This is a genomic window from Alcaligenes faecalis, from assembly GCF_005311025.1.
Classification (GTDB): domain Bacteria; phylum Pseudomonadota; class Gammaproteobacteria; order Burkholderiales; family Burkholderiaceae_B; genus Alcaligenes; species Alcaligenes phenolicus.
Genome location: NZ_CP031747.1, coordinates 3790524 through 3804577 on the forward strand (window position 1 = coordinate 3790524; position 14054 = coordinate 3804577).

At 57.8% G+C, this 14054-nt stretch carries 14 protein-coding genes; 8 read left to right on the plus strand and 6 right to left on the minus strand.

From position 1 onward, the window contains the following. Nucleotides 1-39: 39 nt before the first annotated feature. Nucleotides 40-1227 carry an MFS transporter gene (locus D0C27_RS17410; RefSeq protein ID WP_137431387.1) on the minus strand — a complete coding sequence of 396 codons (1188 nt, stop codon included), beginning with the start codon at nt 1225-1227 and terminating at the stop codon, nt 40-42. Between the two features lie 24 nt (nt 1228-1251). Continuing rightward, nucleotides 1252-2454 carry an MFS transporter gene (locus D0C27_RS17415; RefSeq protein ID WP_137431388.1) on the minus strand — a complete coding sequence of 401 codons (1203 nt, stop codon included), beginning with the start codon at nt 2452-2454 and terminating at the stop codon, nt 1252-1254. Between the two features lie 133 nt (nt 2455-2587). Between D0C27_RS17415 and D0C27_RS17420 the strand changes: the two genes are divergently transcribed. Continuing rightward, entirely contained in the window at nt 2588-3175 is a 588-nt protein-coding gene (locus D0C27_RS17420; protein WP_035271028.1) for a TetR/AcrR family transcriptional regulator, read from the plus strand. Between the two features lie 325 nt (nt 3176-3500). Here the strand turns inward: D0C27_RS17420 and D0C27_RS17425 are convergent, their stop codons facing one another. From D0C27_RS17425 to D0C27_RS19330, 3 genes are read right to left on the minus strand one after another with little or no spacing between them, the layout of a single operon-like run. After that, on the minus strand, nt 3501-5021 hold the full coding sequence (locus tag D0C27_RS17425; protein ID WP_022983469.1) for a fumarate hydratase: 1521 nt from the start codon (nt 5019-5021) through the stop codon (nt 3501-3503). Between the two features lie 39 nt (nt 5022-5060). Next, complete coding sequence (locus tag D0C27_RS17430; protein ID WP_115634197.1) at nt 5061-5828, minus strand: crotonase/enoyl-CoA hydratase family protein; 768 nt, start codon at nt 5826-5828, stop codon at nt 5061-5063. A 50-nt stretch (nt 5829-5878) separates the two neighbouring features. After that, nucleotides 5879-6124: a hypothetical protein gene (locus tag D0C27_RS19330; RefSeq protein WP_162473396.1), complete on the minus strand. Its 246-nt coding sequence runs from the start codon at nt 6122-6124 to the stop codon at nt 5879-5881. Between D0C27_RS19330 and glyQ the strand changes: the two genes are divergently transcribed. From glyQ to D0C27_RS17465, 7 genes are all read left to right on the plus strand, one after another. Continuing rightward, a complete protein-coding gene (gene glyQ / locus D0C27_RS17435; RefSeq protein WP_137431389.1) occupies nt 6071-6976 on the plus strand; it encodes a glycine--tRNA ligase subunit alpha in 906 nt (301 codons plus the stop codon). The genes D0C27_RS19330 and glyQ overlap by 54 nt on opposite strands. Then, on the plus strand, nt 6976-9108 hold the full coding sequence (gene glyS / locus D0C27_RS17440) for a glycine--tRNA ligase subunit beta (protein ID WP_137431390.1): 2133 nt from the start codon (nt 6976-6978) through the stop codon (nt 9106-9108). Before glyQ ends, glyS begins: the two co-directional genes overlap by 1 nt. Further along, nucleotides 9108-9647, plus strand: coding sequence for a D-glycero-beta-D-manno-heptose 1,7-bisphosphate 7-phosphatase (gene gmhB / locus D0C27_RS17445; RefSeq protein ID WP_026485199.1), 540 nt, complete (start codon nt 9108-9110; stop codon nt 9645-9647). The genes glyS and gmhB overlap by 1 nt, the downstream gene beginning before the upstream one ends. Nucleotide 9648: 1 nt before the next feature. Continuing rightward, nucleotides 9649-10398: a lysophospholipid acyltransferase family protein gene (locus tag D0C27_RS17450; RefSeq protein ID WP_009454973.1), complete on the plus strand. Its 750-nt coding sequence runs from the start codon at nt 9649-9651 to the stop codon at nt 10396-10398. Next, a complete protein-coding gene (locus D0C27_RS17455) occupies nt 10364-11245 on the plus strand; it encodes a M48 family metallopeptidase (RefSeq protein ID WP_060185621.1) in 882 nt (293 codons plus the stop codon). Before D0C27_RS17450 ends, D0C27_RS17455 begins: the two co-directional genes overlap by 35 nt. A gap of 29 nt (nt 11246-11274) precedes the next feature. After that, a complete protein-coding gene (gene gloA / locus D0C27_RS17460) occupies nt 11275-11670 on the plus strand; it encodes a lactoylglutathione lyase (protein WP_035271035.1) in 396 nt (131 codons plus the stop codon). A 192-nt stretch (nt 11671-11862) separates the two neighbouring features. After that, entirely contained in the window at nt 11863-13092 is a 1230-nt protein-coding gene (locus D0C27_RS17465; RefSeq protein WP_083054098.1) for a nucleoside recognition domain-containing protein, read from the plus strand. Between the two features lie 167 nt (nt 13093-13259). Here the strand turns inward: D0C27_RS17465 and rsmA are convergent, their stop codons facing one another. Further along, on the minus strand, nt 13260-14051 hold the full coding sequence (gene rsmA, locus D0C27_RS17470; RefSeq protein WP_137431391.1) for a 16S rRNA (adenine(1518)-N(6)/adenine(1519)-N(6))-dimethyltransferase RsmA: 792 nt from the start codon (nt 14049-14051) through the stop codon (nt 13260-13262). Between the last annotated feature and the right edge of the window lie 3 nt (nt 14052-14054).

Genomic DNA, 14054 nt, shown 5'->3' on the forward strand with positions numbered 1-14054 from the left:
GCAAACCCGGAAAAATCAGTCCGGGCCCGTTTTTTCTGCTCATTTTTTTTGATGCAAAATTGTTCCGAAAAGCAGCAAAAACACAACAAACGATCCGGCTCCAGCCAACCCCAGATTCGCGCTTAAACCGTAGGCATCCACAGTCTGCCCGCCCAGCCAGGAGCCAAGCGCTATGCCGATATTGAACACAGCCACGTACAACGCCGTAGCCACCTCAACAGCATTGGCAGCGGCCTTCATCATCCAGCTCATCAGCCCTACCGACACCCCGCCATACGCCAGGCCCCAAAGCAGCAAAATCGCACCTCCACTCAGCGGTGATCTACCCACTGTCAAGAAAAGCAAAGCAGTGATGCTTAGACCCAACGCTATGGTCATCAAGCTGGCTTCAGTGCGTTTGGCCGCCGACATCCCGATCAGGAAATTGCCCACAATCCCGGCCACTCCATAAGCAAACAACAAGGCTCCTATCCATTGAGCACCTATGCCGGAAACAGCCAGCAAAAGCGGACGCACAAAGGTAAATGCGCTGAAATGCCCCGCGACCAGAATCAGGGTCAAGAGCAAACCAAACCATAACTGCCGATTGCCAAACTGCTCAGCGAACTGACGCCATGTGGTCGAGCGCGACACGGACAGGGGCGGAATCACGGCCAGATGGAAGATCAACACCAAAGCGCTCAGCAGCGCCATGCCGCCAAACGCCCAGCGCCATCCAGCCAGTTCACCCATCAATGCGCCCAATGGCACGCCCAACACAGAAGCGGCGGCAACCCCACCGAAGATGATCGAGGTTGCCAAACCTACAGACTGAGCCGGAACCAGACGGGATGCCAAGCCACCTGCAATGGCCCAGATGCCTCCCATACAAAAACCAACCAGAACACGGGCGGCAAGCATCCAGGCGATGCTGGGAGCCAGGGCGGAGGCTATATTGGCCATCACCAGCAAGGCCAGCAAACCGCACAGAATGCGGCGTCTGTCCACGCCACCAGAGGCCAGCACCACCAGAGGCGCAAACAGGGCTGCCAACAAGGCAGGCAAGGAAATCAGCAAAGCAGCCGTCCCCGTGGAAGTCTGCAAACTGTCTGCAATGGGAGTCAGTAAACCTACGGGCAGCATTTCCGTCGTGACCACAGAAAAAGTGGCTAGGCCAACGGCGATAACGGCCAGCCAGGACTGCCGCTTGCTGGGCTGCCCGGTCATGGATAGAGAAGAGGTATTCATCGCTACATGCTCAAAAAAAGAAGGCTAAACAGCGCAGGAGCGGGCTACTACGGGTGCGCGCAAACTTTGATAGCTGCACAAGGCAAGCAAGACGATCAGGGCAGCGGCATAGAGCGCAACCATAAAGCCGGAGCTGGCTCCGCCCTGATCCACCATCCGCCCCGAAGCGGCAGCCCCCATAGCCACACCAATATTCAGACCAGCCAGCAGCCAGGTCATGCCCTCGGTTAATTGCTGCTCCGGCACCACACGCTCGACCAGCGACATGGCCACAATCATGGTGGGGGCGAAAAACAGACCAGCCAGCAAAACCGCCCCTGCCAGCTGTGCCACGCTGGCCACCAGTAATAAAGGCAAGGTCGTGGCGGCGGTAGCCAAACCGCCCAACAGCAGCAGGCGATGCAAAGGGATGTTCAGCTTCAAACCACCAAACACCAGACCTGCTGCGCAAGAACCCAGGGCGTAAGCCGACAGCACCAGGCTGGCCGCCCCCGGCTGCCCCATTTGCTGGGCAAAGGCCACGCTGACAATATCCACGGTGCCCACAATCACACCCATGGCGACCATCAGCAATGCCAGCAAACGCACACTATTCAGACGCAGGACCGAAGGGCGGCTGCCCTGCTCCTGTGCTTGGATCGGCGGCTCAGTCCCCTTTTGCAACAACAGAGCCGACACACCGGCAATCAGCAATAGCGCAGCAGCCAGCACACCGGCTTGCGGAAACACCAGGACTGCCAAACCCACCGACACAGGCGGCCCGGCAATAAAGGTGACTTCATCCAGCACGGTTTCCAGCGAATAAGCCGTTTGCAACCGATCCTGACCACGGTAAATCGCCGTCCAGCGGGCACGTACCATGGCCGACATGCTGGGCATGAAACCGGCCAGCACCGCGCCTGCAAACAAGATCCAATCAGGCGCTTGCCACCAGGTCGCCCCCAACAAGAGCAGCAGGCCCAGAACACTAATGGCTGTTGCTAGCGGCAGAACACGGCTTTGCCCACGCCGGTCCACCCAACGGGACACTTGTGGCGATAGCAGCGCATAGCTCAATACAAAGGAGGCGGACACCGCCCCCGCCAAGGCATAGCTGCCCCGCAGTTGCGACAGCATGGTGATGATTCCTATCCCTATCATGGGCAGCGGAATCCGGGCCAGCAGCCCGGCCAGGGCGAATCCCCGTGTGCCAGGCGCGGCAAAAAGTTCTCGATAAGGCTGAGCCATTACATTCTCCGTGAGCGCCCGCTTGCCACGACACGGTGATGCGTCGACAATACATACAGGGCGTATGTTTAAAATGATATATACATACGCTGCGCATGTAAATATACATTCAGCTCGTATGTAAGGAGAAACTATGGCACGCCGTACCCGCGCCGAGATGGAAGAAACCCGCGCCACCCTGCTCGCCACCGCTCGCACGTTCTTTGCGGAACGTGGCTATGCCGACACATCCATGGACGAGTTGACAGCGCAAGCGGGCCTGACACGTGGTGCGCTCTACCATCATTTCGGTGACAAAAAGGGTTTGCTGGCGGCGGTGGTCGACCAGATCGATGCGGAAATGGACGAGCGCCTGCAGGCTATTTCCAACAATGCCGAGGACGCATGGGACGGGTTTGTACGCCGCTGCCATGCCTATCTGGAAATGGCGCTGGAACCGGAAATGCAGCGCATTGTCTTGTGCGATGCCAAGGCCGTGCTGGGGGGCGCATCACCCGAATCGCATCAGTATTGCGTGGGTTCCATGGAAGGCTTGATTCAGGCACTGATGGATCAAGGTCGGATTGAACAGGCAGATCCCCACGCCCTGGCTTCCCTGATTTACGGCAGTCTGGCCGAAGCCGCCTTCTGGATTGCGCAGGGAGAGGATGGGGATGCCCGCTTGGTAAAAGGGCTGGCTGCACTGGATTTATTACTGCGCGGCTTGCTGATCAAGTCCTAAACGGGCGATGCTGAAAAAGCCAGTACCCAGGCAAAGAGCGGGTCTGGGATCATCTGCTTCTAACGGCAGGCAGATCAACAGATCGAATTCTTTTTTACGCGACCTCTTGAGCCACCAGAAATATACGGCCCTGGCATCTATAGCGGTAATGAACCTCTCCTAAAACCCGAACATTCAGGCAGCCAAGCAAAGCTCATACAAACGACAGACATAAAAAAACCCGCATTGAATGTTGTGCTGACGCTGCTATTACAAGCAGACCAGAAACACTCAGGCGGGTTTTGTATCGATAGCGCCGGGAAGCCCAAGCTTCCCGTTTGACGTCTTACACAGCGACCAACGAGATCTCTGCGATACGCTTGCGCCACTCGGCAGGACCGGTGTTATGCACGGATACGCCTTGCGAGTCCACAGCCACGGTCACGGGCATGTCCTGAACTTCGAACTCGTAAATGGCTTCCATACCCAGGTCCTCAAAAGCCACCACTTTCGCATTGCGAATGGCCTTGGAAACCAGGTACGCGGAACCGCCCACAGCCATCAGGTAAGCCGATTTGTGAGCACGAATCGCTTCAATCGCGGTTGGGCCACGCTCGGCCTTGCCGATCATGGAGATCAGGCCAGTTTTGGCCAGCATCATCTCGGTGAACTTGTCCATGCGAGTGGCGGTGGTCGGGCCTGCTGGACCAACGGCCTCGTCGCGCACAGGATCAACCGGGCCCACGTAGTAAATCACGCGGTTGGTGAAGTCCACAGGCAGGGACTCGCCTTTTTCCAGCATGTCCTGAATACGCTTGTGAGCGGCGTCACGGCCAGTCAACATCTTGCCCGACAGCAGCAAGGTCTGACCTGGCGTCCAGGAAGCCACTTCTTCAGGAGTCAGCTCGTCCAGGTTCACCTGGCGGGACTTGTTGTAGTCCGGCGCCCAGTGAATGTCAGGCCAGGCCGACAGTGGTGGAGGTGCCAGCTCGGCTGGGCCATTGCCGTCCAGCGAGAAATGCACGTGACGGGTTGCCGCACAGTTGGGAATCATGGCCACAGGCTTGGAAGCGGCATGAGTCGGGAAGGTATTGATCTTCACGTCCAGCACGGTCGTCAAACCGCCCAGCCCTTGAGCGCCAATACCCAGAGCATTGACCTTCTCATACAGTTCGATACGCAGCTCTTCCAGCTTGCTTTGCGGGCCGCGTTGCAGCAGCTCGTACATATCGATATCTTCCATCAGGGCTTCCTTGGCCATCAGCATGGCTTTTTCAGCCGTACCGCCCACGCCAATACCCAGCATGCCCGGAGGACACCAGCCAGCGCCCATCGTAGGAACGGTTTTGAGCACCCAATCCACCAGAGAATCGCTGGGGTTGAGCATCACGAACTTGCTCTTGTTTTCCGAACCACCGCCCTTGGCGGCCACTTGAATGTGAACCTGATCCCCAGCGACCAGTTCCACATTCACAATACAGGGTGTGTTATCGCGCGTGTTTTTACGGGTGAACAAGGGGTCGTTCAGGATGGAGGCACGCAGTGGATTATCCGGATTCAGATAACCGCGACGCACCCCCTCGTCACAGAGCTCCTGCAAGGAGCGCTTGGTATCAAAGCGCACACCCATGCCCACTTTCAGGAATACGTTCACCACCCCGGTGTCCTGACAGATGGGGCGATGGCCCTCGGCACACATGCGCGAGTTGGTCAGGATCTGGGCGATGGCATCTTTGGCCGCCGGGTTCTGTTCGCGCTCATAAGCGCGGGCCAGATGTTCCAGATAGTCGGTGGGATGGTAGTAACTGATGAACTGCACCGCATCAGCGATGGACTGAATCAGATCGTCTTCTTTGATCGTGGTCATGGTGGCGTCTATATAAAAAACGGGATGAACAAGGGAAAACTATTTGCCCTGCCAGACAGGTTCGCGCTTCTCGGCAAAAGCCGTCGCGCCTTCCTTGGCGTCTGCAGAGGTAAAAATGCCGGCGATACGGGGACGCTGCAGATCGAACAGATCCGACTGACGCCAGTCGCGCGACTGGGAAATGATGCTCTTGGCGGTTTGCACGGCCAAAGGACCGTTGGCGGCGATCTGCTCGGCCAGTGCCAGCGCCTGCTCGGTAGTTTTGCCGGGTTCGGCCAGACGGCTGACCAGACCCAGTTCGGCCATGCGGGCTGCAGGGTACATACCACCGGTCAGCACCATTTCCATGGCCATGTGGTAAGGAATACGGCTAGGCAAGCGCACCATGCCGCCCGATCCGGGGACAATGCCGCGTTTCACTTCAGGCAGGCCAAAGTTGGCGCTATTGGCCGCCACAATCAAATCGCAGGACAGGGCAATTTCAAAACCACCGGCCAGGCAGTAGCCTTCCACAGCAGCAATCAGAGGTTTGGCAGGTGGACGCTCGCAAATACCGGCAAAGCCGCGGTCGCCTACATAAGGGCGCTGGCCAGTCTTGGCAAAGGCTTTCAAATCCATACCGGCGCAGAAGGTATTGTTGGCCCCTGTCAGCACGCCTACGGCAATGCTGGGGTCGGCATCGAACTCATCCAGAGCCTGGGCCAGCGCCTGCGCGGTTTCCAGGTTGATGGCATTGCGTGCCTCGGGACGGTTCAAAGTAATCAACAACACCTTGCCGATACGTTCAAGCGTGACAAGTTCACTCATGGACCTAGCCTCCTTTAGACTGCCGCCCGAGATTCTGTTTCAAGATCAGGTCAGCAAATAAGCAGTATTTGGACAAACGCATATGATACGTCTAAAAACAACTTGACCGCCCGGTACACAGCGGCCTTGCCCATGGCCCGGACGGCCAAAATAGCCCATTGCGGGCGCTTTTCTGCTGCAAGGGCGCAGTTCACGCTAAAATAGAAAAATTTTGCAGATTCTCGCTTTACTGGCCATTGCTCATGCTCACCTTTCAGCAAATCATACTTACGCTCCAGCAATACTGGGACAAGCACGGATGCGCTCTGCTTCAGCCCTACGATATGGAAGTCGGTGCCGGAACCTCTCATACGGCAACCTTTTTGCGGGCCATCGGCCCTGAACCGTGGCGCGCTGCCTATGTGCAGCCTTCGCGCCGCCCCAAAGACGGGCGTTACGGGGACAACCCCAACCGCCTGCAACACTACTACCAGTTTCAGGTCGTGCTCAAGCCCGCACCTGAAAACATTCTGGACTTGTATACCGGCTCGCTGGAAGCCTTGGGCATCAACCCCAAAGCGCACGACATCCGTTTTGTTGAAGACGACTGGGAAAACCCGACACTGGGCGCCTGGGGTCTGGGCTGGGAAGTCTGGCTCAATGGTATGGAAGTCACCCAGTTCACCTACTTCCAGCAAGTAGGCGGTCTGGACTGCACGCCAACCACGGGCGAGATCACCTACGGTCTGGAGCGTCTGGCCATGTACTTGCAAGGTGTGGAAAGCGTCTACGATCTGGTCTGGACCGAAGGTCACAACGGCCAGCGCATTTACTACCGCGACGTGTTCCACCAGAACGAAGTGGAGCAATCCACCTACAACTTCGAGCACGCCAGCACCGATGTGCTGTTTGCACACTTCAACGACTACGAAGCCGAAGCCAAGCGCATCATTGACGTGCCGCTGGCCCTGCCCGCTTACGAGCAAACGCTGAAAGCTGCCCACACCTTCAATATGCTGGATGCCCGCGGCGCCATCAGTGTGACCGAGCGCGCTGCCTATATTGGCCGTATCCGCAATCTGTCCCGCGCTGTCGCACAGGCTTACTACGACTCCCGCGAACGCCTAGGTTTCCCCATGCTGAGCAACAAATCCTCGGAGGCCAAGTAATGAATGCCTCCACGACACAGCCTTTGCTGATTGAACTGTTCACCGAAGAACTCCCCCCCAAAGCGCTGCAACAGCTGGGGCAAGCCTTTAGCGAAGGTCTGCAAAAAGTATTGGGCGAGCAAGCCCTGCTGGCCCCGAACTGTGAAGTGCGCGCCTATGCTACGCCTCGCCGTCTGGCGGCCTGGTTCAGCGCTGCGTACCAGCAAGCCGAAGACCAGCCTTATACCGAAAAGCTGATGCCCGCCCATATTGGCCTGGATGCCAATGGTGAGATCGCTCCGGCACTAGCCAAGCGCCTGGCTGCCAAAGGCCTGGAGCATCTGAAGGCCAGCGACCTGCTGCGCGAATCCGATGGCAAGCAGGATTACCTGTACGCCAGCGGCATTGCCACTGGCGCCGCCCTGAAAGACGGGCTGCAAGAAGCTCTGGAATGGTCCATTACGCACCTGCCCATCCCTAAAGTGATGCGCTATCAGTTGGCCGATGGTGTCAGCAGCGTGCGCTTTGTACGCCCTGCTCACGGCCTGGTCGCCCTGTGGGGGTCGGACATCGTTCCCGTCAGCGCCCTGGGCCTGCAAGCCGGTCGCCAGACACACGGTCACCGCTTCATGTGCGATGCCCCCTTCGACATCCGTGATGCCGACAGCTGGGCCGCACAAGTCCAGGAGCAAGGCTGGGTAGTTCCTTCCTTCGAAGTTCGTCGCGAGCAGATTCGCACCGACCTGGAAGCTGAAGCCAAACGCCTGAACTCCACCTTGGGCAACGATCCCGAAGTGGAAGCCCTGCTGAACGAAGTCACCGCTCTGGTCGAATACCCCACCGTGTACGTGGGCCAGTTTGACGAGCAGTTCCTGCAAGTGCCATCCGAATGTCTGATTCTGACCATGCGTCTGAATCAAAAGTATTTCCCGCTGTTTGACCCCGCCACACAAAAGCTGACCAATCGCTTCCTGATCGTCAGCAATATGAAGGTGGATGATCCCAGCAACATCATCGAAGGTAACGAGCGTGTGGTGCGCCCCCGTCTGGCGGACGCTCAGTTCTTCTTTGAAACCGATCGCAAGCAAACTCTGGCCGAGCGTGTTCCTACGCTGGCCGGCAGCGTGTACCACAACAAGCTGGGTTCGCAGCTGGACCGCATCGAGCGCCTGCAATCCGTGGCTGGCTACATTGCCAAGCAACTGGGCGCGAATGAAGAGCACGCCCGTCGTGCCGCTTTGCTGGCCAAGGCGGACTTGAACTCCAATATGGTGGGCGAATTCCCCGAGCTGCAAGGCGTGATGGGCGCTTACTACGCCCAAGGCGATGGCGAGCCCGAGGACATCGTGCTGGCTATTCGCGAGCAATACCGTCACCGTCTGGACCAGCCTGTCACAGAAGCCAGCCTGACCCAAGCCATTCTGTTCCTGGCCGAGCGTGCCGAAGTTCTGGTCGGTATCTGGGGCATTGGTCTGGCTCCAACTGGCGAACGCGACCCCTACGCCCTGCGCCGTGCGGCGCTGGGCCTGATCAGCGCCTACGAACAACTGCAAGCCGGTGCCCAATTGAAGGCCAATAGCCTGAATCTGGATACGCTGCTGAACACCACCGCTTCCTTCTTCAAGGACGGGGTTCTGGCCGATGACACGGTCGATGCGGTTCAGACCTTCATCTACGAGCGTTACCGCAATCAGCTCAGCAACGATTACGAGCGCAGCGTGGTCGATGCCGTGCTGGCCCTGCACCCACCGCTGGAACAGGTTCACGCCCGCATTCAGGCTTGCGCCTCTTTTGCCCAACGCCCTGAAGCCGAGAGCCTGGCTGCCGCCAACAAGCGCGTCAGCAATCTGCTCAAGAAAGCCGAAGGCGAACTGGCAACACTGGACGACCAACTGCTGGTCGAGCCCGCCGAGCGTGAGCTGGCTACCAAGATTCAGGAATTGCAGCCCGTTGCCCAGGCCCAGTTTGAAGCCGGTGAATTTGATGCTTCCCTGGCCACGCTGGCCCAGGCCCGTGGTGCCGTGGACAACTTCTTCCAGGACGTCATGGTCATGGCCGAAGACCCTGCCGTCCGTGCCAATCGCCTGGCCTTGCTGGCCAAGCTGCATGCACTGATGAACCAGGTTGCGGATCTTTCCAGGCTGGCTAACTAGTGAAACTTGCCATCATTGATCGGGACGGTGTCATCAACCATGACAGCGATGCCTTTATCAAAAGCCCACAAGAGTGGGAGGCCATTCCAGGCAGCCTGGAGGCCTTGGCCCGCCTGACCGAAAACGGCTGGAAGGTGGTCATTGCCACCAACCAGTCCGGTCTGGCGCGTGGTTTGTTTTCCATGACCACGCTCAATGCCATCCATGCCAAGATGCGCCGTGAACTGGCCTTGCTGGGTGGCTTTATCGACGCCATCTTTATTTGCCCGCACGGCCCGGATGATGGCTGCACCTGTCGCAAACCGGCCCCCGGCATGTTTCGCGACATTGCACATCGCTATGAAGTGAACCTGCAAGCCGTACCCTCGGTGGGCGATTCCTTGCGCGATCTGCAAGCGGCCAGCCAAGCCGGTTGTGCCCCCTGGCTGGTCCAGACCGGCAAAGGCATGCGTACCCTAGAGAAAGGCGGCTTGCCCGAAGGCACGCGCGTCGAGGCCGATCTGGCCGCTGTTGTCGACAAATGGCTCCACGGAAACTGATATGGGCATTATCCGCGCTTCACTCTATCAACTCTTTTTGTTGATTACCGTTATCCCCTACGCCTTTGCCTGCCTGATTATTGCGCCACTGCCCCTGGATATACGCTACCGCTTTACCACTGGCTGGCCACGTCTGGCTGTCTGGGGTGCGCGCACGATCCTGGGCATACGCTGGCAAACCAAGGGCTGGGAAAACCTGCCCGATGGCAAGGCCATCATCCTGTCCAAGCACCAGTCGGCCTGGGAAACGCTGTTCTTTCCTTCTTACATGCCGCGTCAGGTGTGCTTTGTGTACAAGCGTGAACTGCACAAAGTCCCTTTCTTTGGCTGGGGGCTGGCTTTGCTGCGCATGATTCCTATTGATCGTGCCAAAGGCCGGGATGCCTTTGAACAGGTGATCAAGATCGGGCAGCAGCGCATTGACGAAGGCCGCTGGCCCTTGTTGTTTCCCGAAGGCACCCGTACCGCCCCAGGCTCTACCGGCCGCTACAAGATGGGTGGCGCCTTGCTGGCCAGCCGTACTGGCACGCCCATTATTCCCGTGGCGCATAATGCGGGCGAATGCTGGCGTCGCAATGCCTTTATCAAGACGCCGGGCTTGGTTACTATCTCTTTTGGTCCTCCCATTGATCCTGCCGGGCTGACCCCTGAAGAAGTAAACCAACGCGTACAGACATGGATTGAAACCGAAATGCGCGTCTTGAATCCGGAACGCTATGACGGTCCCCCCACAACTGGCTCTGTTTCCTGACACGGCCTTTCCCCACCCGGCGCAGCGGCAAGAAAAGCCGCCCGCCGGTTCTGCTCTGCCCCCCAAAAGTGCCCTGACTGTCCGGCCCGAAAGCTTGCCGGAAGGCGTGCAATGGCAGCAGGTGCAGCTGGATGGCCACACCATTGGCTATCAGCTCAAACGCTCCCGCCGCCGTACCCTGGGCCTGACCATCAACGACAGTGGCCTGACCGTTGCCCTGCCCTCCTGGGTCAAGATCAGTCAGGCCGAGCAGGTGCTGCACAGCAAAAGCGCCTGGATACTGCGCAAGCTGCGCGAATACCAGCAGCGTCGTGAACAACTGGCCTTGCAAAGCCTGCAATGGGTCGATGGCGACACCCTGCCCTTTATGGGTGAGCCCATCCGCCTTAGCCTGAACCCGCAGATTCAGCAGGTACATTTCGACGGACGAGCCGGTCAGGTTCAAGGAGGTCAACGCCTGTCACTCCCCCTGCCCGTCGATGCCGAACCACAACGTGTTCAGGAACTGACTCAGGCCTGGCTGCAAAAACAAGCCAAACAGTGGTTTGAGCAGCGGCTGCAACATTATTTGAACCTGTCGGGCTTGAGTGCCAGCAAATTGCGGCTGGCGGCCCCTGCCAAACGCTGGGGCTCCTGCAACAGTGACGGCACGATTATGCTGAACTGGCGCCTGATACACTTTCACCCATCCATCATTGATTACGTCGTCGCTCACGAGGTCGCGCATCTGCAAGAGATGAATCACGGCCCACGTTTCTGGGCCTTGGTCGAAACGCTCTACCCTGATTTTGTCAATGCGCGCAATCAGTTACGACAATATGATCCAGGCACCCTGCCCCTGCTTTAAGGCAGGTTGAACTCTAGGAGCTCTACCTTATGCGTATCCTGCACACCATGCTGCGTGTCGGCAATCTGGACCGTTCTCTGGCCTTTTACACCGAAGTGCTGGGCATGAAATTGCTGCGCCAGTCCGACTACCCGGACGGCCGCTTCACCCTGGCTTTTGTTGGCTATCAGGACGAGTCCGAAGCCGCCGTATTGGAGCTGACCCACAACTGGGACACCCCCTCCTACGATCTGGGCGACGGCTATGGCCACATTGCACTGGAAGTGCCTGATGCCTACAAAGCCTGTGAGGACATCAAGGCTCGTGGTGGCAAAGTCGTACGCGAAGCAGGCCCGATGAAGCACGGCACCACCGTGATTGCTTTTGTAGAAGATCCGGACGGCTACAAGATTGAACTGATCCAGGCCAAAGGACGCGTGGATTAAAGCAAACAGAACCGGCCTTAATTGGCCGGTTTTTTTTATGCACCCCTAATTATTCAACTTGGCACAAAGGTGCCTGAATCATATTTTGCGACTATTTGTGCCGCTACCCTTACATACCGTAGCCGCTAAAACCCGCCTGTATTCTGCGACAATCTAGCTTGGCTTTTCCCTGCCCTGTTTTCTGCCAACACTATGCTCAATACTCTTTGGCTGTTTTTCTTCCTGATTGCCGCCGTCAGCGGGTTTTACCAGTGGCTGGTCGGGGGAAATAGCGAAATTTTTGCGCAGATGGTGCGCAGCCTGTTCGATATGGCCGCCCTGTCCGTGCAACTGATGCTGCTACTTTTTGGCACGCTCACCCTGTGGTTGGGTTTCTTGAAAATTGCCGAGAAGGCCGGGCTGATCGATATCCTGGCTCGCTGGCTGGGCCCACTATTTAGCCGCTTGATGCCGGGTGTGCCTGCCGGTCACCCTGCTCTGGGGCTGATCACGCTGAACTTCGCGGCCAATGGCCTGGGTCTGGACAATGCCGCCACGCCCATCGGCTTGCGAGCCATGAAGTCCCTGCAAACGCTGAACCCGCATCCGGACACGGCCACCAACGCCCAGATCCTGTTTCTGGTGCTGAATGCCTCGTCTCTGACGCTGATACCCATCAGCATCTTCATGTACCGGGCTCAACAAGGTGCGCCCGATCCTACGATGGTGTTTCTGCCCATTCTGCTGGCCACCACCGCCTCCTCCCTGGCGGGCTTGCTCAGTGTTGCCCTGGTTCAGCGCCTGCGTTTATTTGATCCCGTTCTGATGCTGTGGTTCGGGGTGTTTGCGCTGATCCTGGGCTCTTTCATGGCCTTGCTGGCTACGCTCAGTGCAGCAGCCATCCAGTCGCTGTCCTCTCTGATGGGCAACCTGACCTTGCTGTCCATCATCTGGCTTTTCCTGCTGATGGGCTGGCGGCGCAAGATTCCTCTGTATGAAGCCTTTGTAGAAGGCGCGAAAGAAGGCTTTAGTGTTGCCAGGGATCTGTTGCCCTATCTGGTTGCCATGCTGTGCGCTGTGGGCGTGCTACGCAGCTCTGGTGCTCTGGATATCGTGCTGGACGTAATCCGCTGGCTGGTGAACCTGACCGGACTGGATACGCGTTTTATTGATGCCTTGCCTACCGCTCTGGTCAAACCCTTTTCAGCCGGTGCCGCTCGTGCCCTGTTGATTGAAACCATGCAGCATCACGGCGTGGACAGCTTCCCGGCCCTGCTGGGTGCGACCGTGCAGGGCAGCACAGAGACAACTTTCTATGTGCTGGCGGTTTACTTTGGTGCGGTCGGCATCCAACGTGCCCGCCACGCGGTTTCATGCGCCTTGATTGCTGATCTGGCAGGCGTGCTGGCCTCGATTGCAGTTTGTTATTGGTTCTTTGGCTAGGAGCCCAGGACTCAGCGTGGGGGCAAGACCTTTTTCCCCAGCAGACTCAAGCTGGCATAACAGATCATTCCAAGGACGAGTAGCCTTACACGACCCACCATAAAAAACACCCCAAAACGGAATCGATATCCAATTTTGGGGTGTTTTTCTTTACGGGGTTTTGTCTATCAGACGGCTTGAATAACGCCCTTATCCATCAGGTGATCGGCCAGGGCAATGTACTGTTCCAGGGACAAATCAGCCGGTCGGCTGGTAGGTGCAATTTCCAGCGCCTCCCAGTCGATATGAGCCGTCCAGTCACCCAGACCACCGCGCAACATCTTGCGTTTTTGCGAGAAGGCCCGCGCCACAACCTGGCTGAACACACGCGCGTCACGCGCCTGGGGACGATCTGCCGCCAGGGGCACCATACGCACGACTGCCGACACAACACGCGGTGGTGGGTTGAATGCCTCGGGCGGCACTTCAAACAACTTCACCATGCGATAGCGCGACTGCAACATCACCGACAGGCGGCTGTAGTCTGAAGAGCCGGGCTTGGCGACCATGCGATCAATCACTTCGCGTTGCAGCATGAAGTGCTGATCCACCACGGCATCGGCATAGTCCAGCAAATGAAAGAGCAAGGGGCTGGAGATGTTGTACGGCAGATTACCCACAATACGCAGATTCGGGCCTAAAGCACCGAAGTCCACGCTCAAGGCATCGGCCTCAATAATTTCCAGCTTGCTGGGCGAATAGTGATTACGCAGACGGGCTGCCAGATCACGGTCAATCTCGACCACACGCAAACGCTCCAGCGCCTGCGTCAGCGGTCGGGTCAGGGCCGAGAGGCCCGGACCAATTTCCACCATATTATCGACAGGCCGAGGGCCAATCGCACGGATGATCTGGTCGATGATGGCCTCATCTTCCAGAAAGTTCTGTCCAAAGCGCTTGCGCGCCTGATGCTGGGCCATACT

Bases quoted from the DNA above. Each gene is read 5' to 3' on its own strand.
- D0C27_RS17410 (WP_137431387.1), bottom strand. From the start codon at position 1,227: ATGAATACCTCTTCTCTATCCATGACCGGGCAGCCCAGCAAGCGGCAG.
- D0C27_RS17415 (WP_137431388.1), bottom strand. From the start codon at position 2,454: ATGGCTCAGCCTTATCGAGAACTTTTTGCCGCGCCTGGCACACGGGGA.
- rsmA (WP_137431391.1), bottom strand. From the start codon at position 14,051: ATGGCCCAGCATCAGGCGCGCAAGCGCTTTGGACAGAACTTTCTGGAA.
- D0C27_RS17455 (WP_060185621.1), top strand. From the start codon at position 10,364: ATGACGGTCCCCCCACAACTGGCTCTGTTTCCTGACACGGCCTTTCCC.
- gloA (WP_035271035.1), top strand. From the start codon at position 11,275: ATGCGTATCCTGCACACCATGCTGCGTGTCGGCAATCTGGACCGTTCT.
- D0C27_RS17420 (WP_035271028.1), top strand. From the start codon at position 2,588: ATGGCACGCCGTACCCGCGCCGAGATGGAAGAAACCCGCGCCACCCTG.
- D0C27_RS17425 (WP_022983469.1), bottom strand. From the start codon at position 5,021: ATGACCACGATCAAAGAAGACGATCTGATTCAGTCCATCGCTGATGCG.
- D0C27_RS17430 (WP_115634197.1), bottom strand. From the start codon at position 5,828: ATGAGTGAACTTGTCACGCTTGAACGTATCGGCAAGGTGTTGTTGATT.
- glyQ (WP_137431389.1), top strand. From the start codon at position 6,071: ATGCTCACCTTTCAGCAAATCATACTTACGCTCCAGCAATACTGGGAC.
- D0C27_RS17465 (WP_083054098.1), top strand. From the start codon at position 11,863: ATGCTCAATACTCTTTGGCTGTTTTTCTTCCTGATTGCCGCCGTCAGC.
- D0C27_RS17450 (WP_009454973.1), top strand. From the start codon at position 9,649: ATGGGCATTATCCGCGCTTCACTCTATCAACTCTTTTTGTTGATTACC.
- glyS (WP_137431390.1), top strand. From the start codon at position 6,976: ATGAATGCCTCCACGACACAGCCTTTGCTGATTGAACTGTTCACCGAA.